Annotated in this window: 21 protein-coding genes and 1 tRNA gene; 16 read left to right on the forward strand and 6 right to left on the reverse strand. The window is 74.4% G+C overall.

Annotation, left to right across the window (positions count from 1 at the left end; genetic code table 11):
• The first annotated feature begins 91 nt into the window (after positions 1-91).
• The 5 genes from HL663_RS10530 to proB all read left to right on the forward strand — a co-directional run bounded on the left by HL663_RS10530 (position 92) and on the right by proB (position 6,503).
• Entirely contained in the window at positions 92-2,953 is a 2,862-nt protein-coding gene (locus tag HL663_RS10530; RefSeq protein WP_286176055.1) for an Rne/Rng family ribonuclease, read from the forward strand.
• A gap of 173 nt (positions 2,954-3,126) precedes the next feature.
• A complete protein-coding gene (gene rplU / locus HL663_RS10535) occupies positions 3,127-3,435 on the forward strand; it encodes a 50S ribosomal protein L21 (protein WP_173028339.1) in 309 nt (102 codons plus the stop codon).
• Positions 3,436-3,472: 37 nt separating this feature from the next.
• Positions 3,473-3,739, forward strand: coding sequence for a 50S ribosomal protein L27 (gene rpmA / locus HL663_RS10540; protein ID WP_030528061.1), 267 nt, complete (start codon positions 3,473-3,475; stop codon positions 3,737-3,739).
• Positions 3,740-3,840: 101 nt separating this feature from the next.
• Positions 3,841-5,364 (forward strand): GTPase ObgE, encoded by a 1,524-nt coding sequence (gene obgE, locus HL663_RS10545; RefSeq protein ID WP_173028340.1) that lies wholly within the window; start codon positions 3,841-3,843, stop codon positions 5,362-5,364.
• Positions 5,365-5,369: 5 nt separating this feature from the next.
• On the forward strand, positions 5,370-6,503 hold the full coding sequence (gene proB / locus HL663_RS10550; protein WP_173028341.1) for a glutamate 5-kinase: 1,134 nt from the start codon (positions 5,370-5,372) through the stop codon (positions 6,501-6,503).
• A gap of 155 nt (positions 6,504-6,658) precedes the next feature.
• Here proB and pdxY read toward each other — a convergent pair whose 3' ends face one another.
• On the reverse strand, positions 6,659-7,513 hold the full coding sequence (gene pdxY / locus HL663_RS10555) for a pyridoxal kinase PdxY (RefSeq protein WP_286175550.1): 855 nt from the start codon (positions 7,511-7,513) through the stop codon (positions 6,659-6,661).
• A 75-nt stretch (positions 7,514-7,588) separates the two neighbouring features.
• On the opposite strand from pdxY, the gene HL663_RS10560 reads away from it, so the two are divergent.
• Positions 7,589-8,896 carry a glutamate-5-semialdehyde dehydrogenase gene (locus HL663_RS10560; RefSeq protein ID WP_173028343.1) on the forward strand — a complete coding sequence of 436 codons (1,308 nt, stop codon included), beginning with the start codon at positions 7,589-7,591 and terminating at the stop codon, positions 8,894-8,896.
• On the opposite strand, the gene HL663_RS10565 is transcribed toward HL663_RS10560, so the two are convergent.
• On the reverse strand, positions 8,881-9,882 hold the full coding sequence (locus tag HL663_RS10565) for a glycosyltransferase family 2 protein (RefSeq protein ID WP_173028344.1): 1,002 nt from the start codon (positions 9,880-9,882) through the stop codon (positions 8,881-8,883). The genes HL663_RS10560 and HL663_RS10565 overlap by 16 nt on opposite strands.
• Positions 9,883-10,456: 574 nt before the next feature.
• Between HL663_RS10565 and HL663_RS10570 the strand changes: the two genes are divergently transcribed.
• From HL663_RS10570 to katG, 7 genes are all read left to right on the forward strand, one after another.
• On the forward strand, positions 10,457-10,711 hold the full coding sequence (locus HL663_RS10570) for a hypothetical protein (protein ID WP_173026455.1): 255 nt from the start codon (positions 10,457-10,459) through the stop codon (positions 10,709-10,711).
• Positions 10,712-10,737: 26 nt separating this feature from the next.
• Positions 10,738-11,307, forward strand: coding sequence for a nicotinate-nucleotide adenylyltransferase (nadD, locus tag HL663_RS10575; protein ID WP_286175551.1), 570 nt, complete (start codon positions 10,738-10,740; stop codon positions 11,305-11,307).
• The gene (gene rsfS, locus HL663_RS10580; RefSeq protein ID WP_173028346.1) at positions 11,304-11,684 is read left to right on the forward strand and encodes a ribosome silencing factor; all 381 of its coding nucleotides are present in this window, start codon (positions 11,304-11,306) and stop codon (positions 11,682-11,684) included. Before nadD ends, rsfS begins: the two co-directional genes overlap by 4 nt.
• Positions 11,681-12,340, forward strand: coding sequence for a histidine phosphatase family protein (locus HL663_RS10585; protein WP_173028347.1), 660 nt, complete (start codon positions 11,681-11,683; stop codon positions 12,338-12,340). Before rsfS ends, HL663_RS10585 begins: the two co-directional genes overlap by 4 nt.
• Before the next feature lie 67 nt (positions 12,341-12,407).
• Positions 12,408-12,483: transfer RNA gene (locus HL663_RS10590), tRNA-Ala, on the forward strand.
• Between the two features lie 216 nt (positions 12,484-12,699).
• Positions 12,700-13,131 carry a Fur family transcriptional regulator gene (locus HL663_RS10595; RefSeq protein WP_173028348.1) on the forward strand — a complete coding sequence of 144 codons (432 nt, stop codon included), beginning with the start codon at positions 12,700-12,702 and terminating at the stop codon, positions 13,129-13,131.
• 67 nt (positions 13,132-13,198) lie between these two features.
• A complete protein-coding gene (katG, locus tag HL663_RS10600; RefSeq protein WP_173028349.1) occupies positions 13,199-15,388 on the forward strand; it encodes a catalase/peroxidase HPI in 2,190 nt (729 codons plus the stop codon).
• Between the two features lie 98 nt (positions 15,389-15,486).
• On the opposite strand, the gene HL663_RS10605 is transcribed toward katG, so the two are convergent.
• From HL663_RS10605 to HL663_RS10615, 3 genes are read right to left on the reverse strand one after another with little or no spacing between them, the layout of a single operon-like run.
• Positions 15,487-16,092, reverse strand: coding sequence for a DNA-3-methyladenine glycosylase I (locus HL663_RS10605; protein WP_173028350.1), 606 nt, complete (start codon positions 16,090-16,092; stop codon positions 15,487-15,489).
• Positions 16,089-17,234, reverse strand: a complete 1,146-nt coding sequence (locus HL663_RS10610) for a metallophosphoesterase (protein ID WP_173028351.1) — start codon at positions 17,232-17,234, stop codon at positions 16,089-16,091. Before HL663_RS10610 ends, HL663_RS10605 begins: the two co-directional genes overlap by 4 nt.
• Entirely contained in the window at positions 17,231-17,740 is a 510-nt protein-coding gene (locus HL663_RS10615; protein ID WP_173028352.1) for a glutathione peroxidase, read from the reverse strand. The genes HL663_RS10610 and HL663_RS10615 overlap by 4 nt, the downstream gene beginning before the upstream one ends.
• Before the next feature lie 92 nt (positions 17,741-17,832).
• On the opposite strand from HL663_RS10615, the gene HL663_RS10620 reads away from it, so the two are divergent.
• The gene (locus HL663_RS10620) at positions 17,833-19,305 is read left to right on the forward strand and encodes a flavin-containing monooxygenase (RefSeq protein WP_286175552.1); all 1,473 of its coding nucleotides are present in this window, start codon (positions 17,833-17,835) and stop codon (positions 19,303-19,305) included.
• A 12-nt stretch (positions 19,306-19,317) separates the two neighbouring features.
• On the opposite strand, the gene HL663_RS10625 is transcribed toward HL663_RS10620, so the two are convergent.
• Positions 19,318-20,007: a MarR family winged helix-turn-helix transcriptional regulator gene (locus HL663_RS10625; protein ID WP_173028353.1), complete on the reverse strand. Its 690-nt coding sequence runs from the start codon at positions 20,005-20,007 to the stop codon at positions 19,318-19,320.
• 406 nt (positions 20,008-20,413) lie between these two features.
• Between HL663_RS10625 and HL663_RS10630 the strand changes: the two genes are divergently transcribed.
• Together HL663_RS10630 and HL663_RS10635 are read left to right on the forward strand one after the other, a co-directional pair.
• Positions 20,414-21,046, forward strand: a complete 633-nt coding sequence (locus tag HL663_RS10630; protein WP_173028354.1) for a lysoplasmalogenase — start codon at positions 20,414-20,416, stop codon at positions 21,044-21,046.
• Positions 21,047-21,080: 34 nt separating this feature from the next.
• Positions 21,081-21,545: a DUF4396 domain-containing protein gene (locus HL663_RS10635; protein ID WP_173028355.1), complete on the forward strand. Its 465-nt coding sequence runs from the start codon at positions 21,081-21,083 to the stop codon at positions 21,543-21,545.
• Positions 21,546-21,623: the final 78 nt, after the last annotated feature.

A 21,623-nucleotide genomic window follows, 5' to 3' on the forward strand; every position in this document is an offset into this window, starting at 1 on the left:
CGATCCGATCGTGCACCGCACGGTCGGCGAGGAGCCGCCCGAGGGCGTCCCCGGTGTGGTCGCCGGCCCGCGGGTGACGAAAGGGGCCGTCATGGCTTCCGAGAACGACCCGACCACCACCGACGCGACCACGCCCGACGCGGTGCCCGCCACCGAGGCGCCGGCCCCGAAGAAGCGCGCGGCGCGCAAGCGGGCCACGAAGAAGGCCGCCGCCCCGGCGCTGGCCGCGCTCGAGGAGACCGCGCCCGCCGAGGCCGCGCCCGCCGAGGCCGCGCCCGACGCCGCCGCCGCTCCGGCCGACGACGCCGAGCCCGCGCCCGCGAAGCCCAAGCGCAAGGCCGCCGCCCGCAAGCGGACCTCGAAGAAGGCCGCCGCCGCCGAGACCCTCGACCTCGTCGTCGAGCCGGTGGCCGAGCCGCTGCCCGAGCTCGTGCCGCTCGCCGAGGAGCCCCTCGTCGAGGCGGACCCCCTTACCGAGGAGGAGACCCCGGAGCCGGCCGCCGAGGACGCCGCGCCCGCCGGCCCCGCTTTCGGCCTGGTCTTCCAGGCGCCCGAGGTCACCGTTGCCCCGCGCCGCCGTCGCGCCACTGCGCCGGCCCAGGCCCCGGCCGAGAAGCCCGTCGACTCCACCCCGGTGGAGCAGCCGGCCGAGAGCGCGCCCGCCGCCGAGGCGACCCCCGAGGCCGCGCCCACCGAGCGCTCCGCCCCGTCCGAGGGCCCCGACGCGGCCGACGACGGCGAGGGCGGCTCCCGCGGCCGTCGCCGCCGCGGTGGCCGTGGCCGCCGTGCCCGCGGCAAGGGCGAGGACGAGCAGGCACCCGCCGCCGACCAGGACGGCGACACCCCGGCCGCCGAGGACGAGGCCCCGGCCCGCGGTGGCCGTGGGGGCCGTCAGGCCGCCGCCGACGACACCGACGCCGAGGGCGAGGGCGACTCCTCGTCGAGCCGTCGCCGCCGTCGTCGTCGCCGCGGGGGAGCGGGCGGCGAGGGCGACGACCCGCCCGGCACCGTCACCCGGGTCCGCGAGCCGCGGGCCGAGCGCGACGAGCCGACGGCCGTCAAGGGCTCCACGCGCCTGGAGGCCAAGAAGCAGCGCCGCCGCGAGGGCCGCGAGGCCGGCCGACGCCGCACGATCATCACCGAGGCCGAGTTCCTCGCCCGCCGCGAGAGCGTCGAGCGCACGATGGTCGTGCGCGGCCGCGAGGGCCGCACGCAGATCGGCGTCCTCGAGGACGGCGTCCTCGTCGAGCACTACGTCTCGCGCGAGACGACCGCGTCGATGGCCGGCAACGTCTACCTCGGCCGCGTCCAGAACGTCCTGCCCTCGATGGAGGCCGCCTTCGTCGACATCGGCAAGGGCCGCAACGCCGTGCTCTACGCCGGCGAGGTCAACTGGGACGCCGCCGGCCTCGAGGTCAACCAGGCCAAGCGGATCGAGAACGCGCTGAAGTCTGGCGACACCGTCCTCGTCCAGGTGACCAAGGACCCCATCGGCCACAAGGGCGCCCGCCTCACCTCGCAGATCAGCCTGCCCGGTCGCTACGTCGTCTACGTGCCCGAGGGCTCGATGACCGGCATCTCGCGCAAGCTCCCCGACACCGAGCGGGCCCGCCTCAAGGCGATCCTCAAGGAGGTCGTCCCGGACGGCGCCGGCGTCATCGTCCGCACCGCCGCCGAGGGCGCCTCCGAGGCCGACCTCAAGGCCGACGTCGAGCGCCTCATGAAGCAGTGGGAGCGCATCGAGAAGAAGGCCGCCTCGGCCAAGGCGAAGAAGTCCGGCAGCGGGGGAGCGCCCGCGCTGCTGCACGGCGAGCCCGACCTCACCATCCGCGTCATCCGCGACGTCTTCACCGAGGACTTCGCCTCGCTCGTCGTCTCCGGCGAGAAGGCGTGGGGCGAGGTCAGCGAGTACGTCGAGGACGTCGCGCCCGACCTCGCGCAGCGCGTCAGCCGGTGGACCTCCGACGACGACGTCTTCGCGGCCCACCGCATCGACGAGCAGATCGCCAAGGCGATGGACCGCAAGGTCTGGCTGCCCTCGGGCGGCTCGCTCGTCATCGACCGCACCGAGGCGATGACCGTCGTCGACGTCAACACCGGCAAGTTCGTCGGCTCCGGGGGCAACCTCGAGGAGACGGTGACGAAGAACAACCTCGAGGCCGCCGAGGAGATCGTCCGCCAGCTGCGGCTGCGCGACATCGGCGGCATCATCGTCATCGACTTCATCGACATGGTCCTGGAGTCCAACCGCGACCTCGTCGTCCGACGGCTCCTCGAGTGCCTCGGCCGCGACCGCACGAAGCACCAGGTCGCCGAGGTCACCTCGCTCGGCCTGGTGCAGATGACCCGCAAGCGCGTCGGCTCGGGCCTCATCGAGGTCTTCTCCGAGCAGTGCGAGCACTGCAGCGGCCGCGGCATCGTCGTGCACACCGAGCCCATCGACCGCTCCGGCGGCCAGCAGGGCGGCGGCCACGGCTCGAGCGGCGACTCCGGTCGCTCCTCGGGGCGCAGCGGTCGTCGCGGCGGCTCCGGTGCCACCGGTGGCGGTGCGCCCTCGGGCGGCGGCTCCACGCCGCCGCCGGCCAAGGAGGCGCCCGCCCCCGAGCCGGCCCGCCCGCTCGGCGGCCCGACCGCGGCCCAGATCGCCGCGGCCGCGCACGCCGCCGCGCTCAAGCACACCGACCCGGCCGACGTCGCGGCGGAGATCGCCGCCGCGGTGACGGCCCCCGTCACCGAGGAGCCGGCGGTCGAGCCCGCCCCCGTCGTCGAGCCGGCGCCCGAGCCCGTCGTCGAGCCCGCTCCCGTGCAGGCCCCGGCCCCGGTCGTCGAGGCGACCCAGCCGGCCGCCGAGGCCGCCCCGGCCCCGCGAGCCCGCCGCAAGCGCGGCCGCGTCGTCGCCCCGGCGGGCCCGCCGCCCGGCGCGGCCGACGCGCCCGCCGACGGCGACGCCTGACCGAGCACGACCAGCACGCCACGGGCGGGCCTGAAGGATTTGGAGGCCCGCCCGTCGCGCCGGTAGTCTGGTGAGTCGGTGCGCCCACCGCGTCGGTGTCCCGTGTCGTCCACGGGGTCGCTACCGGCCGGTCAGACAGCGAGCGCGCCCGAACAGGAAGTGAGTACGTAACCGTGTACGCGATTGTGCGCGCAGGTGGTCGCCAGGAGAAGGTCTCCGTCGGCGACACCCTGCTCATCGACAAGCAGACCGGCGTCGCCGGCGACAAGATCCAGCTGCAGCCGCTGCTCCTCGTCGACGGTGGGACCGTCACGAGCGACGCCGCGAAGCTCGCCAAGGTCACCGTGACGGCCGAGGTGGTCAAGGCCGCCAAGGGTCCGAAGATCGTCATCCTCAAGTACAAGAACAAGACCGGCTACCGGAAGCGCCAGGGCCACCGCCAGCCGCTCACCCAGGTCAAGATCACCGCGATCGACGCCTGAGCACCACGCTCGGACCTCACGGACAGGAACCACAGACATGGCACACAAGAAGGGTGCGTCCTCGACCCGCAACGGTCGTGACTCCAACCCCCAGTACCTGGGCGTCAAGCGCTACGGCGGCCAGGTCGTCAAGGCCGGCGAGATCATCGTCCGCCAGCGCGGCACGCACTTCCACCCCGGTGACGGCGTCGGCCGTGGCGGCGACGACACGCTGTTCGCCCTCGTCCCGGGCGCGGTGACCTTCGGCACCAAGCGCGGCCGCAAGACCGTCAACATCACGCCGGTGGAGACCGTCGCGGTGTGACGCCTCGTCGGGCCACGAGCCCGGCACCACGCACCACCGTGAGGGGCGGGCCGCGATCGGCCCGCCCCTCATCGCATCCCACAGTCAGGAGCCCCACCGCGATGGCGACCTTCGTCGACCGCGTCGTCCTCCACGTCTCCGCCGGCAACGGCGGGCACGGGGTGGCATCCGTCAAGCGCGAGAAGTTCAAGCCGCTCGGCGGTCCCGACGGCGGCAACGGCGGCCGGGGCGGGTCCGTGGTCATCGCGGTCGACCCGCAGGCCACCACGCTCCTCGACTACCACCACACCCCGCACCGGCGCGCCGACAACGGCAAGCCGGGCGCCGGTGACGAGCGCAACGGCGCCGACGGCGGCGACCTCGTGCTCAACGTCCCCGAGGGCACGGTCGTCAAGACCGCCGACGGGCAGGTGCTCGCCGACCTCGTCGGGTTCGACGCGACCTACGTCGTGGCCCGCGGCGGCCGCGGGGGCCTGGGCAACAAGGCGCTGGCCAGCGCCCGCCGCAAGGCCCCGGGGTTCGCGCTGCTCGGCGAGCCGGGCGATTCCCTCGACGTCGTGCTCGAGCTGAAGTCGCTCGCCGACGTCGCCCTCATCGGCTTCCCGAGCGCCGGCAAGTCCTCGCTCGTCTCCGTCGTCTCGGCCGCACGGCCGAAGATCGCCGACTACCCGTTCACGACGCTCGTGCCGAACCTCGGTGTCGTGACGGCCGGTTCGGCGCGCTACACGATCGCCGACGTGCCCGGGCTCATCCCCGGCGCGAGCGAGGGCAAGGGCCTCGGCCTGGAGTTCCTGCGCCACGTCGAGCGCTGCTCGGTGCTCGTCCACGTCGTCGACTGCGCCACCCTCGAGCCCAACCGCGACCCGATGACCGACCTCGACGTCATCGAGGCCGAGCTCGCCGCGTACGTCGCGGACGACAGCCTCGGCGGGCGCCCCCTGTCCGAGCGCACCCGCATCATCGTCCTCAACAAGGCCGACGTGCCCGAGGCCCGCGACCTCGCCGAGATGGTCAAGCCGATGCTCGAGGAGCGGGGGCTCGAGGTCTTCATCGTCTCGGCCGTCGCCCACACCGGGCTCAAGGAGCTGACCTTCGCCCTGGCCCGCCACGTCGCGCAGGCCCGCGCCGAGATCGAGGCGGCGGTCGTCGAGCGCCCGCGCGTCGTCATCCGGCCGACCGCCGTCGACGACAGCGGGTTCCACGTGCGCCGCGAGGAGACGCCCGAGGGCGAGGTCTTCCGCGTCCTCGGCGAGCGGCCGACGCGCTGGGTGCACCAGACCGACTTCTCCAACGACGAGGCCGTCGGCTACCTCGCCGACCGGCTCAGCCGCCTCGGCGTCGAGGAGGCGTTGCTCAAGGCCGGCGCCGTGTCCGGCTCGACCGTCCTCATCGGCGCGGTCGACGACTCCGTCGTCTTCGACTGGGAGCCGACGATGGCGAGCGGCGCCGAGCTGCTGGCCGGCCCCCGCGGCACCGACGTGCGCTTCGAGGACTCCGGCCGCAAGAGCCGCTCCGAGAAGCGCGACGAGTTCCACGGCCGCAAGGACGCGCAGACCGCCGCCCGCGACGAGCTCGCGGCCGAGCGCCGCGCCGGCCACTGGGCGACCGCGCGCGAGGAGGACTGACGCCCGTGCCCGCCACCGCTGCCGCCGCCCTGCGTCGTGCCGTGGGGGCGGGCCGCCGGCTGGTCGTCAAGGTCGGCTCGTCGTCCCTGACGAGCGCCGACGGCGGCCGCCTCGACCTCGACGCGCTCGGGGCCCTCGTCGACGTACTCGCCGGGCGGCGGGCGGCCGGGCACCAGGTGGTGCTCGTGTCGTCGGGCGCCATCGCCGCCGGCATCGGGCCGCTGGGGCTCGACCGGCGTCCCTCGGACCTCGCGACCCAGCAGGCCGCCGCGTCGGTCGGCCAGGGCGCGCTCGTCGCGGCCTACCAGGCGGCGTTCTCGCGGCACGGCCTGACGGTGGGGCAGGTCCTGCTCACCGCCGACGACACGACCCGGCGCAGCCACTACACCAACGCCCGGCGCACCCTCGAGCGGCTGCTCGAGCTCGGTATCGTCCCGATCGTCAACGAGAACGACACGGTCGCGACCCAGGAGATCCGCTTCGGCGACAACGACCGCCTGGCCGCGGTCGTCGCCGACCTCGTGGGCGCCGACGGGCTCGTGCTGCTCACCGACGTCGACAGCCTCTACGACGGCCCGCCCTCGAAGGGCGGCTCGCGGCGCGTCCCGCTCGTCGCGACCGACGCCGACCTCGAGGCCGTGACCATCGGCGGCACCGGCTCGGCCGTCGGCAGCGGCGGGATGGTGACCAAGGTCGAGGCCGCGGGCATCGCCGGCGCGGCGGGCATCCCGACCCTCCTGACCCGTCTCGTTGACGTCTCGTCCGCGCTCTCGGGCGCCGACGTGGGCACCGTCTTCGCGCCGGCCGCCGCGACCCGCGCCTCGCGCAAGCGCTGGCTGGCCCACGCCACCTCGGCCAAGGGGCGCCTGGTCATCGACGACGGCGCCGTCACGGCGGTGACCGAGCGGCGCACGTCGCTGCTGCCGGCCGGCATCACGGATGTCGTCGGCTCCTTCGCCGCGGGCGACCCCGTCGACGTCTGCGCGACCGACGGCCGGGTCATCGCCCGGGGGCTGGTCACCTACGCCTCGACGGAGCTGCCGCGCCTGCTCGGCCGCTCGACGCGCGACCTGGCCCGCGAGCTCGGGCCGGGGTACGAGCGCGAGGTCGTCCACCGCGACGACCTCGTCGTCCTCTGACCTCCCACGTCTGACCTCCCACGTCACACGCGTATCGGGTCACCCGATACGCCCGCGCCTCACCCCGGAACCGTTCCCGGGTGAGGCGCACCGGTATCGGGTCACCCGATACGCATGATGTCCGGATGCGTCGCGCGGCCGCGACGCGGGACGCGTCAGCCGATGCGCTCGACCTCGAACTGCATCCGCGGGTGCGCGATCTCCTCCTGGCTCTGGACGAGCTGGAGCTCGCGCCGGCCGGAGTCGAGGGTGCGCTGCAGCAGGTCGAACACCGACGAGACGGTGCGCCCGAGGGCGACCCCGGCGTCGCCGGTCTCGAGCAGGTGCGCCGTGAACAGCGCCGCCGTCACGTCGCCCGAGCCGTTGGCCTTGAGCGGCAGGTGCGGGGTGCGGACGATCCACGCGCCGTCGTCGTGCACGGCGAGCATCTCGATGGTGTCCTGCGGCCGGTCGGGCCGCAGCACCGAGGTGACGAGCACCGTCGAGGGGCCCATCCCCCGCGCGGCCTCGACGGAGGCGAGCGTGGAGTCGAGGTCGCCCGGCTCGGTGTCGGTGAGGAACCCGAGCTCGAACTGGTTCGGGGTGATGAGGTCGGCCTGCGGGACGACCTTCTCGCGCAGCAGGACCGGGATGGCCGGGTGCACGAAGCAGCCCGACTTCGCGTTGCCCATGACCGGGTCGCAGGCGTAGATCGCCGAGGGGTTCGCGGCCTTGGTGCGGGCGACCGCGTCGAGGATGACCTCGCCGATCTGCTCGCCGCCCTGGTAGCCCGAGAGCACCGCGTCGACCTCGCCGAGGGCCTCGCGCTCCTCGATGCCGGTGACGACCTCGCGGACGTCCTCCGGCGGCATGAGCGGGCCGCGCCAGGCGCCGTACCCGGTGTGGTTCGAGAAGTGCACCGTGTGGACGGGCCACACCTCGACCCCGAGCCGCTGCAGGGGGAACACCGCCGCGGAGTTGCCGACGTGGCCGTACGCGACGGAGGACTGGATGGACAGGATCGTCGTCACGCCCACCATCCTGTCACCGTCCCGACCCCCGGAAGTGCCGCGACCCCCGTCGGCGGCCGGGCCTACCCTTGGCGCATGTCCGACCGCACCGCCACCGGGGCCGACCAGGGGCCCAGCGCCGCCGACGTCGAGCAGGTCCGGGTCCTCGCCGAGGCCGCCCGCACCGCCTCCCGCCGCCTCGCCCTGCTCTCGCGCGCCGAGAAGGACGCCGCCCTCCACGCGCTCGCCGACGCCCTCGACGCCGCGACCGACGAGGTCGTCGCCTCCAACGCGCGCGACCTCGCCCGCGGGCGCGAGCACGGGATGGCCGAGAGCCTCCAGGACCGGCTGCGCCTGGACCCCCCGCGCGTCGCGGCCGTCGCCCAGGCGCTGCGCGACATCGCCGCCCTGCCGGACCCCGTCGGCGAGGTCGTGCGCGGCTCGACCCTGGCCAACGGCCTGCAGATCCGCCAGGTCCGCGTGCCGATGGGTGTCGTCGGGATGATCTACGAGGCCCGGCCCAACGTCACCGTCGACGCCGCCGGCCTCGGGCTGAAGTCCGGCAACGCGGTCATCCTGCGCGGGGGCAGCGCCGCCGCCGAGACCAACCGGGCCACCGTCGCCGTCCTGCGCGCCGCGCTCGAGCGCCAGGGCCTGCCCGCCGACGCGGTCGCGCTCCTCGACGGCGGCCACTCCGTCGTCACCGCGCTCATGACGGCCCGCGGGCTCGTCGACCTGCTCATCCCGCGCGGCGGCGCCGACCTCATCCAGGCCGTCGTCACCGGCTCGACCGTGCCCGTCATCGAGACCGGCATCGGCAACTGCCACGTCTACGTCGACGCGGCCGCCGACCTCGACAAGGCCCTGGCCATCACGGTCAACGCCAAGACGCACCGCCCGAGCGTCTGCAACGCGGCCGAGTCGCTGCTCGTCCACCGCGCCGTCGCCGAGGCCTTCCTGCCCAAGGCGTTGGCCGCCCTCGCCGCCGAGGGCGTGGTGCTCCACACCGACGAGCGGGCCTCCACGAGCGCGCAGGCCGCCGGGGTCACCCACGACGCCGCCACCGACGAGCACTTCGCGACCGAGTTCCACGGTCTCGAGATGTCCGTCGGCGTCGTCGACGACCTCGATGCCGCCCTCACGCACATCCGCCGCTTCGGCTCGGGCCACACCGAGGCCATCGTCACCGAGGACCGCGGGGCCGCGCGCCGCTTCACCGCCGAGGTCGACGCCGCCGCGGTCATGGTCAACGCGAGCACCCGCTTCACCGACGGCGGCGAGTTCGGCTTCGGCGCCGAGATCGGCATCTCGACCCAGAAGCTCCACGCCCGCGGCCCGATGGCCCTGCCCGAGCTCACCTCGACGAAATGGGTCGTCGAGGGGGACGGTCAGGTCCGGGTCTGACCCGAGGCGGCCCGGGGGAGGGGCCGCTCCTCGTCGTGGTGCGCGACCTCCTGCTCGAGGCTGTCGTGCGCGACGAAGTACGCCGGCCGCGCCTGCAGGGCCGAGTACGTCCGGCCCACGTACTCGCCGAGGATGCCGACCGCGAGCAGCTGCACGGCGCCGACCGCCGAGACGATGACGACCGTCGAGGTCCAGCCGGGGAGGGTGTTGCCGAGCAGCATCGCGACGAGCGCGTAGACGAGGACGACGACCGCGGCGAGGCCGCCGAGCAGGCCGAGCCACGTCGCGAAGCGCAGCGGGGCGATGGAGAACCCGGTGACGGCGTCGACCGAGAGCCGGACCATCTTGGCCAGCGGGTACTTCGACTCGCCGGCCGCCCGCGGCGCGCGCCGGTAGCCCACCGAGGCGCTGGGGAAGCCGAGCGCCGGCACGACGAGGCGCAGGACCCGGTTGCCCTCGGGCAGGGCGTTGACGGCCTCGACGGTCGCGCGCGACATCAGCCGGAAGTCGCCGGCGTCGACGTGGGCGTCGACGTCGGACAGGGCGCGGATGGAGCGGTAGAAGGCCCGGGCGGTGAGGCGCTTGAAGGCGGTGTCGCTCGAGCGGTCCTCGCGCACGCCGTAGACGACGTCGACGCCCTCGGCGCGTGCGACCCGGAGCATCTCGCCGATGGTCTCCGGCGGGTCCTGGAGGTCGGCGTCGATCGTCACGACGTAGTCGCCGCGGGCGAGGACGAGCCCGGCCGAGATCGCGGCCTGGTGGCCCGCGTTGGCGCGCAGCCGCACGACCCGCAGCTGCGGCCACTCGCGGCGCAGGCGCTGGAGGAGCACCGGGGTCGCGTCGCCGGAGCCGTCGTCGACGCAGAGCACCTCGTAGGGGACCCCCCAGGACTCGGCGAGCGGGCGCAGCCGGTCGACGAAGAGGGGCAGCACCTCCTGCTCGTCGTACATCGGCACGACGACCGTGAGCACGGGGGACTCCGACATGCCCCTCAGGGTAGAGGCCGCACCCGTGACGGGGCTGTGCCTCGCCGTGATCCGCCTGTGCCCGCCGCGGGGATGGCGGAGGGCCCCCGAGCATGAGATTCGGGGGCCCTTCGCCGGCGGACGTGCCGCCGGTCGGACTCGAGCCGGTCAGTCCCCACGGTGAACCGCACAGAGGTGCCACGCGACGGTGGCGCCGTCCCCGAGGGGACGGTCTTCGACTCCGGGCCGTCGGCCGCAGCACCCGCGCCGTCGCGCGCGGCATCCGTCCCCCGAGAGGTCCGGATGTTCCGACCCGGGCGGACCCGGACCGGGAACGGCGTGCCGTTATCCGATCGACCCACCCCCGGGACGACCTCGGTCCGTCGTGCCGTGCGGCCTTCCGGACCTCCGTCGCCGAGGGGGCGTGCGACTGTTCTAGTCCCCGGAGCGGTCCGTGTGCAACCGCTCCGGGCCGGATTCGTCACCCGTCCCACCCGCGGGCCCCGTCGTCCACAGGTGGTGGTGCGGGGAGGGCCGGTCGTGCACAGGCCTGTGGACGAAATCCGTGGACAACGGGGGCGGTAGGCTGTGCCCCATGTCGAGCACCACGTTCCTGATCGCCGCCGAGGAAGCCCACCGCGAGCTGCCCATCCCGCCGTGGATGATCGGGATCATCGCGCTCCTGGCCTTCGCGTTCCTCCTCGGGGTCACGTGGTCCTTCCGCGGCACCCACAACAAGTACGCCCGTCCCGAGTACGGCGACGGCACCCCCGCCGGCAGCCGCACCGCGACCGGTGACGCCGGCGCGCACGAGGACTCGCACTGGCCCGAGCACCCGGGGCACCACTGAGCGACCGGCCGGTGCGCCTCGGGGTGATGGGCGGCACGTTCGACCCCGTCCACCACGGCCACCTCGTCGCCGCCTCCGAGGCCCAGGCCCTGCTGGGGCTCGACGAGGTCGTCTTCGTCCCGACCGGCCAGCCGTGGCAGAAGGACGAGCGCGAGGTCTCGCCCGCCGAGCACCGCTACCTCATGACGGTCGTCGCGACCGCCTCCAACCCCCGCTTCACCGTCTCCCGCGTCGACGTCGACCGCGAGGGACCCACCTACACCGTCGACACCCTGCGCGACCTGCGGGCCCAACGACCCGACGCCGAGCTGTTCTTCATCACCGGCGCCGACGCCCTGGCCCAGATCCTGTCGTGGAAGGACGCGGACGAGCTCTTCGAGCTCGCCCACTTCGTCGGCGTGACGCGCCCCGGGTACGTCCTCAGCGAGCTGGGGCTGCCGGGGGAGCGCGTCACCCTCCAGGAGGTGCCCGCCATGGCCATCTCCTCCACGGACTGCCGCGAGCGGGTCCGGGCCGGGGAACCGGTCTGGTACCTCGTCCCCGACGGCGTCGTCCAGTACATCAGCAAGCACCACCTCTACCGAGGAGCACCGTGACCGCGTCCGACCGTTCGCTCGAGCTCGCCAGGGCGGCCGCCACCGCGGCCTCCGACAAGCTCGCGACCACCATCTCCGGCATCGACGTCTCGGAGCAGCTCGCGCTGACCGACGTCTTCGTCATCGTCTCCGCCGAGTCCGAGCGGCAGGTCGGCTCGATCGTCGACGAGGTCGAGGACGTCCTGCGCGAGCGGGGCGTCAAGCCGATCCGCCGCGAGGGCCAGCGCGAGGGCCGCTGGGTCCTCATCGACTTCGGCGACATCGTCGTCCACGTCCAGCACGACGAGGAGCGCGAGTTCTACGAGCTCGAGCGCCTCTGGCGCGACTGCCCGGCCCTCGACCTCGGTGTCGTCGGCACCGAGCAGGGCGGGCGGTGAGCCCGGACGGGCTCGGTCCGCGTCGGCTCGTCGTGCTGCGGCACGGCGAGACGACGCACAACGCCGCCGGCATCTGGCAGGGGCAGCTCGACAGTCCCCTCTCCGAGCTCGGCGAGCAGCAGGCCGCGGCCGTGGGTCCCGCCCTCGCGTCGCTGCGACCCTCGCGGGTGGTCACCTCCGACCTCCAGCGCGCCCGGCGCACCGGTGAGAGCGTCGCGCGCGCCTGCGGGGTCCCGCTCGTCGAGGACGCCCGCTTCCGGGAGATCCACGCCGGCGCGTGGCAGGGGCTGACCAACGCCCAGGTGACCGAGCGCTGGCCGGACGAGCGCGCGGCCGTGCTGCGCGGCGAGGACGTCCCGCGCGGCGGCGACGGCGAGTCGATGGCCGACGTCGTCACGCGCGTCGGGGAGGGCCTGCAGGCCCTCGTCGGCTCGATGGCGGCGGGGGAGTGCGTCGTCGTCTCCACCCACGGCGCCGCCGGCCGGGCGGCCGTCGCGTGGCTGCTCGGGCTCGAGCAGGAGCTCGCGTGGCGGGTGCTCGGGTCCCTCGGCAACTGCCACTGGGCCGAGCTCGTCGAGGGCCGTCAGGGCTGGCGGCTGCAGGCCTGGAACGCCTCCTCGGGGGCCCCGTCACGCCCCGGGACCTCGCCTCCGTGAGGCCGATTTGGGAGTGGGGCACCGCGTCTGTAAACTTCACGACGCCCCCTCGGGGGAACACCCACTCGGGGCTGTAGCGCAGTTGGTAGCGCACCTCCATGGCATGGAGGGGGTCAGGGGTTCGAATCCCCTCAGCTCCACCAGTGGAACCAGGACGGGCCGGCGACATGCCGGCCCGTTCCTGCGTCTCCGGGGGGTGCGTCGGCGGGGCCCGTCGCGTCCCGGCTCCGCGCGACCTGCGGTGGTCCGCGTGCGACCGCACCCGCAGCCGCGCAGGTCGCCCGCAGGACACCGGGCGTTCGCCAGGGCCGAACGCGCTTGTCTTGACACGTTCAGGAAAAGTCGGCAGGGTGGCGGGCATGGCAGCCGACGTGGACCTCCCCGGCCTGCTCCGCGATGCGGGGCTGCGGGTCACCCGGCCGCGGCTCGAGGTCCTCGCCGCCGTCCACGCCCACCCGCACGCCGACACCGGCAGCATCCTGCGGGCCGTGCGCGGGCCGCTGCCCGCCGTGTCGCACCAGGCCGTCTACGACTCGCTCCACGCGCTGACGCAGGCCCGGCTCGTCCGCGCCTTCCAGCCCGCCGGCTCCGTCGCCCGCTACGAGGCCCGCGTCGGCGACAACCACCACCACGTCGTCTGCCGCACCTGCGGCGCCGTCGCCGACGTCGACTGCGCCGTGGGGGAGGCCCCCTGCCTCAGCGCCGCCGACGACCACGGCTTCGCGATCGACGAGGCCGAGGTCGTCTACTGGGGCACCTGCCCCGACTGCGCCGCGGCCCGGCCCGCCTGACCCGACCGACCCCCCCGACCACCCGACCCGCACCAGCACCACCCACCGATACAGGAGATGGACTGACGTGACCGACCAGCAGCAGGGCGTGACCTCGCAGGGCAGCGAGAGCGAGAACCCGGCGATCGACGCCCCCACCCCCAAGGCGGGCGCTCCCCGCACCAACCAGGACTGGTGGCCGAACCTGCTCGACCTCTCGGTCCTGCACACCAACAACGCCAAGGGCAACCCGCTCGGCGGCGACTTCGACTACGCGCAGGCCTTCGCCGGCCTCGACGTCGATGCGCTCAAGGCCGACATCGTCCAGGTCATGCGCACCTCGCAGGACTGGTGGCCGGCCGACTACGGGCACTACGGCCCGCTCTTCATCCGGATGAGCTGGCACGCCGCCGGCACCTACCGGGTCGAGGACGGTCGCGGCGGTGGCGGCCGTGGCCAGCAGCGCTTCGCGCCGCTCAACTCCTGGCCGGACAACGCCAACCTCGACAAGGCCCGTCGCCTGCTGTGGCCGGTCAAGCAGAAGTACGGCCAGGCGGTCTCCTGGGCCGACCTGCTCGTCCTCGCCGGCAACGTCGCGCTCGAGGACATGGGCTTCGAGACCTTCGGCTTCGCCTTCGGCCGCTCCGACGTCTGGGAGCCCGAGGAGGTCAACTGGGGCACCGAGGACACCTGGCTCGGCGACGAGCGCTACAGCGGTGAGCGCGAGCTCTCCAACCCGCTCGGCGCGGTCCAGATGGGCCTGATCTACGTCAACCCGGAGGGCCCCAACGGCGAGCCCGACCCGGTCAAGGCGGCGCGCGACATCCGCGAGACGTTCAAGCGGATGGCGATGAACGACGAGGAGACCGTCGCGCTCATCGCCGGCGGCCACACCTTCGGCAAGACCCACGGCGCGGGCGACCCCGACCTCGTCGGCACCGAGCCCAACGGCTGCCCCGTGCACGCCATGGGCCTGGGCTGGAAGAGCGAGTACGGCTCCGGCAAGGGCAGCGACGCCATCACCTCGGGCCTCGAGGTCACGTGGACCCAGAAGCCGACCGAGTGGACCAACCTCTACTTCGACAACCTCTTCGGCTACGAGTGGGAGCTCGTCAAGAGCCCGGCCGGCGCGTGGCAGTGGGAGGCCAAGGACGCGGACGCCTCCGTCCCCGACCCCGACGGCACGCCGGCCCGTCGCAAGCCCACGATGCTCACGACGGACCTGTCGCTGCGCTTCGACCCGGAGTACGAGAAGATCTCGCGCCGCTTCCACGAGAACTTCGAGGAGTTCCGTCTCGCGTTCGCCAAGGCCTGGTACAAGCTGCTCCACCGCGACATGGGCCCGGTCGACCGCTTCCTCGGCCCGTGGGTACCCGAGGCGCAGCCGTGGCAGGACCCGGTGCCCGCCGCGTCCGGCGAGCCGCTGACCGACGGCGACGTGGCCGACCTCAAGGAGGCCCTGCTCTCCTCCGGCCTCACCGTGCAGCAGCTGGTCAAGACGGCGTGGGCCTCCGCGGCCTCCTTCCGCAAGACCGACATGCGCGGCGGCGCCAACGGTGCGCGCATCGCCCTGGAGCCGGCGCGCTCGTGGGAGGTCAACGAGCCGGCCGAGCTCGCCTCGGTCCTCGAGGTCCTCGATCGCGTCAAGGCCGACTTCGACGGCCGGGGCGGTCGCACCGTCTCGCTCGCCGACCTCATCGTGCTCGGCGGCTCCGCCGGCATCGAGAAGGCGGCGCGCGACGCGGGCCGCGAGGTCACGGTGCCGTTCACGCCGGGCCGCACGGACGCGACGCAGGAGCTGACGGACGTCGAGTCCTACTCCTACCTCGAGCCCCGCGCCGACGGCTTCCGCGGCTACCTGCGCCACGAGGAGAAGATCGCGCCGGAGGGCCTGCTGCTCGACCGCGCGTACGTCCTCGGCCTCTCGGCGCCGCAGATGGTCGCGCTCGTCGGCGGCCTGCGCGCCATCGGGGCGACGTACGGCAACACCTCGGTCGGCGTGCTGACCCAGCGCCCCGGCCAGCTGACGAACGACGTCCTCGCGGCCGTCCTCGAGCCGGGAGTCACCTGGAGCACCTCGCGCGACACCGCGAACGTCTACGACAGCAACGACGGCCGCCAGGCGACCGCGGTCGAGCTCGTGCTCGGCTCGCACCCGCAGCTGCGGGCCATCGCCGAGGTCTACGGCAGCGCCGACGGCGACCAGCGCTTCGTCGACGACTTCGTCGCCGCGTGGGTCCAGGTCATGGAGAACGACCGCTTCGACCTGCACCGCTGACCTGCACCGCCGACCCCCCACGGGGTCCCGCACGAACGCCGCGGCCCGGTCCTCCTGTTCGGAGGGCCGGGCCGCGGTGCGTGGTGGGGGCGTCGGGCTCAGTCGGGCCAGACGCCGCTCGTGCCGCGGCGGTGGCTGCCCAGCAGGTGGGTGTCGACGATGCCGACGGCCTCCATCAGCGCGTACATCGTCGTCGGGCCGACGAAGACGAACCCCTTGCGCTTCAACGCCTTCGAGAGGGCGAGGGACTCCGCGGAGCTCGTCGGCACCTCGGCGAGCGTGTGCGGGCGCGGGGTGTCGTCCGGCCGGAAGGACCAGACGAAGCGGGCGAGGTCGCCGTCGGGGTCCTCGCGCAGGTCGAGCGTCGCCCGGGCGTTGGTGATGGTCGCGAGCACCTTGGCGCGGTTGCGGACGATGCCGGCGTCGGCCATCAGCCGGGCGACGTCGTCGTCGCCGTAGCGCGCGACGACCTCGGGGTCGAAGCCGTCGAAGGCCGCCCGGAAGGCCGGCCGCTTGCGCAGGATGGTCGCCCACGACAGGCCGGACTGGAACGCCTCGAGCGACAGGCGCTCGAAGAGCCCCCGCTCGTCGCGCACCGGCATGCCCCACTCGGTGTCGTAGTAGTGCTGCAGGAGCGGGTCGCTCGCGGCCCACACGGGGCGCGCGAGCCCGTCGTCGCCGACGACCGTGCCCGCGTCGGTCACGAGCGCCTCAGCGTGATGACCGGGACCTCCGGCGGTGCGAGCACCCGGACGGCCGGCCCCCAGGCGCCGGCGCCGCGCGAGGTGATGACCCGCGTGCCGGCGATCGTCGCCTCGCCGTCGACCATCGGCTGCTGCACGGGCACGAGGTAGCGGATGGGCCAGAGCTGCCCGCCGTGGGTGTGCCCGGACATCTGGAGGTCGACGCCGCGGCCCTCGACGGAGAACGCCTGCCGCGGCTGGTGCGCGGCGTAGAGCGTGAAGCCCGCGGCATCGACGCCGGTGAGGGCGGCGTCCGGGTCGGGCGTGAACGGCCCGGTGCCGGAGTAGTCGTGGACGCCGGCGAGCGCGATGGACGCCCCGTCGCGCTCGAGGGTCGTGTGCTCGTTGGCGAGCACGGTCAGGCCGAGCCGGCGGAACTCGTCGACCCAGTTGGCGGTGTCGCGGTACATCTCGTGGTTGCCGGTGGTGACGTACACGCCGAGCGGCGCCTCGAGGTCGGCCAGCGGCGCGATCTCCTGGCGGTAGCGGGCGGCGGTGCCGTCGACGAGGTCACCGGCGATGACGACGACGTCGGGGCGCTGGGCGTTGACGAGGTCGACGACCTTGCGGGTGAAGCCCGCGCTGCGCACGGCGCCGGCGTGCAGGTCCGTCAGCAGGGCGACGCGCGTGCCGTCGAACTGCGCGGGCAGCTCGGCCGAGGCGACCTCGAAGGGCGTCGCCGAGGGGCGCGAGGCCTCCCACGCGCCGTAGCCGGTCAGGCCGACCGCGAGGGCGGCGACCAGGGGCGCGGCGACCCGGTTGAACCGGCGACGGGCGTCCCGGCCGTGGTCGTGGCGCCACCGCAGCAGCCAGATCGCGCCGCTGACGAGGGCCACCGGCACGAGCCCGAGGAAGAGGTAGAGGCACGTCGCGAGGAACGCGGCGCCGGTCCAGGCGACCGGTCGCATCGTCGCGGCGCTCCACGCGCCGCCCCAGACGTCGAACTGCTCGAGCACGGCCGCGACGAGCGCCGCGAGGACGAGCGCGACGAGCCACGGCACCCAGCGCCGTCCCCAGCGTGGGGCGACGGCCAGGCGGTGCCAGACGAAGGCGAGGAAGCCGCCGAGGACGACGACCGGGACGAGCGCCGCGAGGACGCTCATGCGCCGTCCGGGGACGCCGGGGCGGGGGCGGCGAGGGCGGCGCGAACGTCGTCGGTGAGGGCGGCCGGCTCGGTGTTCGGGGCGTAGCGCTGGAGCACGGTGCCGTCGCGGGCGACGAGGAACTTCGTGAAGTTCCACTTGATGCGGCCGCCGAGCAGGCCCTTCTTCTCGGACTTCAGCCACTCGAAGAGCGGGTGCGCGTCGTCGCCGTTGACGTCGACCTTGCCGAACATCGGGAAGGAGACGCCGTAGTTCATCTGGCAGAACTCGCCGATCTCGTCCTCGGTCCCCGGCTCCTGCGACCCGAACTGGTTGCAGGGGAAGCCGAGCACGACGAAGCCGTCGTCCTTGAGCTCCTCGTACAGGTTTTCGAGGCCGGCGTACTGCGGGGTGAAGCCGCACTTGCTCGCGGTGTTGACGACGAGGACGACGTCGCCGGCGTAGGTCGACAGCGGGCGCTCCTCGCCGGTGAGCGTGGTGGCGGTGAAGTCGGAGAGGGTGGTCATGCCTTTCATCGTCGCACGCGGTCCTGACCCCGCCCCGCGGTGCACCGCAACCCTCGACGCCCTGCGCGGGGTGGGCGGCCTAGCCTGAGCCGGTGACCCGCGACCCGATGCGCCCACCCCCGCTCGACGTCGACGTCCTCGTCGTCGGGGCCGGCATCTCCGGCATCGACGCCGCGTGCCGGCTGGCGACCGAGCGGCCGGAGCTGTCGTGGGCGGTGCTCGAGGCGCGCGCGGCGACCGGCGGCACGTGGGACCTGTTCCGCTACCCCGGCATCCGCTCGGACTCGGACATGTACACGCTCGGGTTCCCGTTCCGGCCGTGGCGCGGGCGCACCTCGATCGCGCCGGCCGCGGAGATCCTCGAGTACCTCCGCGCGACGGCCGACGAGTACGGCGTGACGGAGCGGACGCACCTCGGGCAGCGGGTGACCCGGCTGGCGTGGTCCTCGGACGATGGCCGCTGGACGGTGACGGCGCGGACGGGTGACGGTGAGGTGCTCGAGCACCGGGCGCGCTTCGTGTACCTGGCGACCGGCTACTACGCGTACGACTCCGGGCACGTCGTCGACTTCCCCGGGCAGGAGAGCTTCGGCGGCGAGGTGGTGCACCCGCAGCACTGGCCGGAGGGGATGCCCGTCGCGGGCCGGCGCTTCGTCGTCGTCGGCAGCGGCGCGACGGCCATCACGCTCGTGCCGGCACTGGTCGACCAGGGCGCCGCGCACGTGACGATGCTCCAGCGCAGCCCGAGCTACGTGGCCGCGCTGCCCGGCGCCGACGCCGTGGCCGACGTGGCTCGACAGGTGCTGCCGGCGCGGGCGGCGCACCACCTCGTGCGGGGCAAGAACGTCGCGCTCGCGACCCTCAGCTACCAGGCGCTGCGTCGCTGGCCCGCGGCCGGACGGAAGGTGCTGCGCAAGCGGCTGGAGGAGCGGCTGCCCGCGGGCTACGACCTCGACACGCACTTCTCGCCGCGCTACGACCCGTGGGACCAGCGCGTCTGCGTGGCGCCCGACGGCGACCTCCTCGACGCGCTGTCGGGGGAGCGCGCCGAGGTCGTCACCTCGACGGTCGACGCGTTCGTGCCCGAGGGTGTGCGCACCGGCGACGGGCGGGTGCTGCCGGCCGACGTCGTCGTCACGGCGACCGGGCTGCGCCTGGAGATCGGCGGGGGAGCGGAGCTGGTCGTCGACGGGGCGGTCGTCGACGTGCCGGGGCGGCACGTCTACAAGGGCTGCATGCTGTCGGAGGTGCCCAACCTGTTCCTGTCGGTCGGCTACACGAACGCCAGCTGGACGCTGCGCGCCGACCTCACGGCGCGATGGGTGTGCCGGCTGCTCGGGCGCTTGGAGGCGCGCGGCCGGACGGTGGCGGTGCCGCGGTGGGACGGCTCCGGCGGGCAGGACCGCCCGCTGCTGGACCTGACCTCCGGCTACGTGCAGCGCGGGGCGCACCTGCTGCCGCGGCAGGGCTCGCGCCGGCCGTGGCGGGTGGTGCAGAGCTACGTGTACGACGTGGCGACGACCCGCGCCGGGCGGCTCGAGGACGGGGTGCTCGAGCTGCGCTGAGGGTGCTGGCCCTCAGGCGGCGCCCGCCGCGTCCGTCGCGGGCGCCGCGCCCGCCGCGGGCGGGGTCCGCGGGGTGCGGCGCCTGGCCCGGGTGGGGCGCTTGACCGGGCGGTCGGCGAGCTCGCGCAGGAGCACGCGCAGGTGGTGGCACTCGTCGTCCTCGAGACCGAGCAGCGCGTCGCCCAGGAGCCGTGCAACGGGCTCCTCGACCCGGGCCAGCAGGTCCCGCCCTTCGTCGGTGACGAGCGTGCGCCGGGTGCGGAAGTCACGCCAACCGGGCTCGCGGACGACGAGTCCTCGGGCCGCGAGAACGCCGAGGATGCGTCCGGCGCTGCTCTCGGAGCGGCCGAGGTACTCGGCGACGTTGACCCCGTCGGAGGGCTTGACCGCGACCCGGCGCAGGACGTCGAGGCCGTCGGGGGTCAGGCCTGGGGCGAGCTCGTCGAGGAGGCGGGCGAGGTCGCGGTCCAGCTGCCGGCCGGCCTGGCGCAGGAGGGCGGGCAGGTGGAGCGGGTCGTCCGCATCGGGTCGCTCCCAGCGTCGCGGCCCGTCGGCCCGCACCCCGTGCCGGACGGCGAGGTGCTCGTGCAGACGCAGCCAGGGGGAGTGCTCCGCGGCGTCCTCGGGCGGGATGCCCCGACGGCTCGTCCACGAGAGCCGCCGCGGGGCGGCGTCGCCGTGGGTGGCGGGTGGCTCGTCCATCGGGTGCCTCCGATCGGTGGGGGGTGGAGGAGATCCTGCTCCTGTCGCGCCGGTCGTCGCCGGCGTCATCCACAGGCCCCCGCCCGCCGGCGGAATGTGTGCTCTCCCAGCCTCCACGCACCCGGGGAGGTTTACCTCCCACCCTGCAACCACTCCTGCCCGCCGACGACGGATACCTCGCGCCGTGGGAGGGAAACGGTGCGCGGTGGGATGAGTCGCTTGCGGCGTGGGAGGTAAACCTCGCGGCGCGGCAGGGATTCCTCCCGGGGTGGGAGGTAAACCTCCGGGGTGGGAGGAATCGCTCTCGGGGTGGCAGGTAAACCTCCCGGGGGTTGTGGAGGCTGGGGGAGGGGTGTGTCGGGGGAGGCAGGACCCCGCGCGTCCTCGGCGCTGGCAGGATGCGGCCGTGCTCGTCGTCGCCGCCGTTCTCACCGCCGCGCTCGCGCTCGCCGACTGGTGGGCGGTCGGCACCCGGCGCCCCGGCGTCGAGCGGTGGGCGAAGCCGGCCGTCATGGTCGACCTGCTCGCCGTCGCCCTCGCGGCCGGCGCGCTCGACCACCCCGCCGGCCCGGCCCTCGTCGCCGCCCTGGTCCTCGGCGGCGTCGGCGACGTCTTCCTCCTCGGTGACTCCGAGCCGCGCTTCGTCGCCGGCCTCGCCGCCTTCCTCGTCGGGCACCTCGCGTACGTCGTCGCGTTCGTCCGCGACGGGCTCGACCATCCGGCGCTCGCGGCCGTCGGCGCCGCCACCGTGCTCGTCGCGCTCGCTGCGGGGCGGCGCATCCTGCCCGCTGCTGCCCGGGACGGGGGAGCACCCCTCGGCTCCGCCGTGGCCGTCTACATGCTCGTCATCGCCGCGATGGCCGTCACCGGCTGGGCGACCGGCCACCCGCTCGTCGCCGCTGGGGTCACCCTGTTCGTCGTCAGCGACACCCTCCTCGCGCTCGACCGCTTCGTCGCCCCCCGACCCCGGGCGCGCCTCGCGGTCATCGTCACCTACCACGCGGCGCAGGCCCTCATCGTCGCCGGGCTGCTCGCGTAGGAATACCCACCGGGGGTATCTGGTCGTCGCGACCATGAGCGCCCACCCCCACGCCCACCACGGCCCCACGAGCTGGCGCGAGGCCTCCGCCGCGACGCTGCACTGCCTCACCGGCTGCGCCATCGGGGAGGTCGCCGGGATGGTCATCGGCACGGCGCTCGGGCTCGGCACGGACGCGGTGGTCCTCCTCTCGGTCGTGCTCGCCTTCGCCGCCGGCTACGCCCTGACCGTCGGCTCGGTCCGCCGGGCCGGTCTCGCGCTCGGCGCCGCCCTCGGGGTGGCCTTCGCCGCCGACACCGTCTCGATCCTCGTCATGGAGGTCATCGACAACTCGGCGATGGTCCTCGTCCCCGGGGCGATGGACGCCGGTCTCGGCACCGTCCTCTTCCGGGCCTCGCTCGCCGGGTCGCTGGCGCTCGCGTTCGTCGTCACGGTCCCCGTCAACCGGTGGCTCATGAGCCGGGGCCGCGGCCACGCCGTCGTCCACGCGATGCACTGACGCCCGGGCGTCCCGGCGACGCCCGGGCGCCCTGCGGTACCCTGAGCGCGTGCCGAGGCTCCTGCTCCTTCCGTAGCC

The organism is Arthrobacter sp. NEB 688, assembly GCF_013201035.1.
Lineage (GTDB): Bacteria > Actinomycetota > Actinomycetes > Actinomycetales > Dermatophilaceae > Phycicoccus.

Coding starts and splice junctions, on each gene's coding strand:
- HL663_RS10635 (WP_173028355.1), top strand. CDS start 21,081: ATGAGCGCCCACCCCCACGCCCACCACGGCCCCACGAGCTGGCGCGAG.
- HL663_RS10530 (WP_286176055.1), top strand. CDS start 92: ATGGCTTCCGAGAACGACCCGACCACCACCGACGCGACCACGCCCGAC.
- HL663_RS10595 (WP_173028348.1), top strand. CDS start 12,700: ATGGCAGCCGACGTGGACCTCCCCGGCCTGCTCCGCGATGCGGGGCTG.
- HL663_RS10615 (WP_173028352.1), bottom strand. CDS start 17,740: ATGACCACCCTCTCCGACTTCACCGCCACCACGCTCACCGGCGAGGAG.
- rpmA (WP_030528061.1), top strand. CDS start 3,473: ATGGCACACAAGAAGGGTGCGTCCTCGACCCGCAACGGTCGTGACTCC.
- nadD (WP_286175551.1), top strand. CDS start 10,738: ATGGGCGGCACGTTCGACCCCGTCCACCACGGCCACCTCGTCGCCGCC.
- HL663_RS10560 (WP_173028343.1), top strand. CDS start 7,589: ATGTCCGACCGCACCGCCACCGGGGCCGACCAGGGGCCCAGCGCCGCC.
- HL663_RS10610 (WP_173028351.1), bottom strand. CDS start 17,234: ATGAGCGTCCTCGCGGCGCTCGTCCCGGTCGTCGTCCTCGGCGGCTTC.
- HL663_RS10565 (WP_173028344.1), bottom strand. CDS start 9,882: ATGTCGGAGTCCCCCGTGCTCACGGTCGTCGTGCCGATGTACGACGAG.
- HL663_RS10570 (WP_173026455.1), top strand. CDS start 10,457: ATGTCGAGCACCACGTTCCTGATCGCCGCCGAGGAAGCCCACCGCGAG.
- HL663_RS10625 (WP_173028353.1), bottom strand. CDS start 20,007: ATGGACGAGCCACCCGCCACCCACGGCGACGCCGCCCCGCGGCGGCTC.
- obgE (WP_173028340.1), top strand. CDS start 3,841: ATGGCGACCTTCGTCGACCGCGTCGTCCTCCACGTCTCCGCCGGCAAC.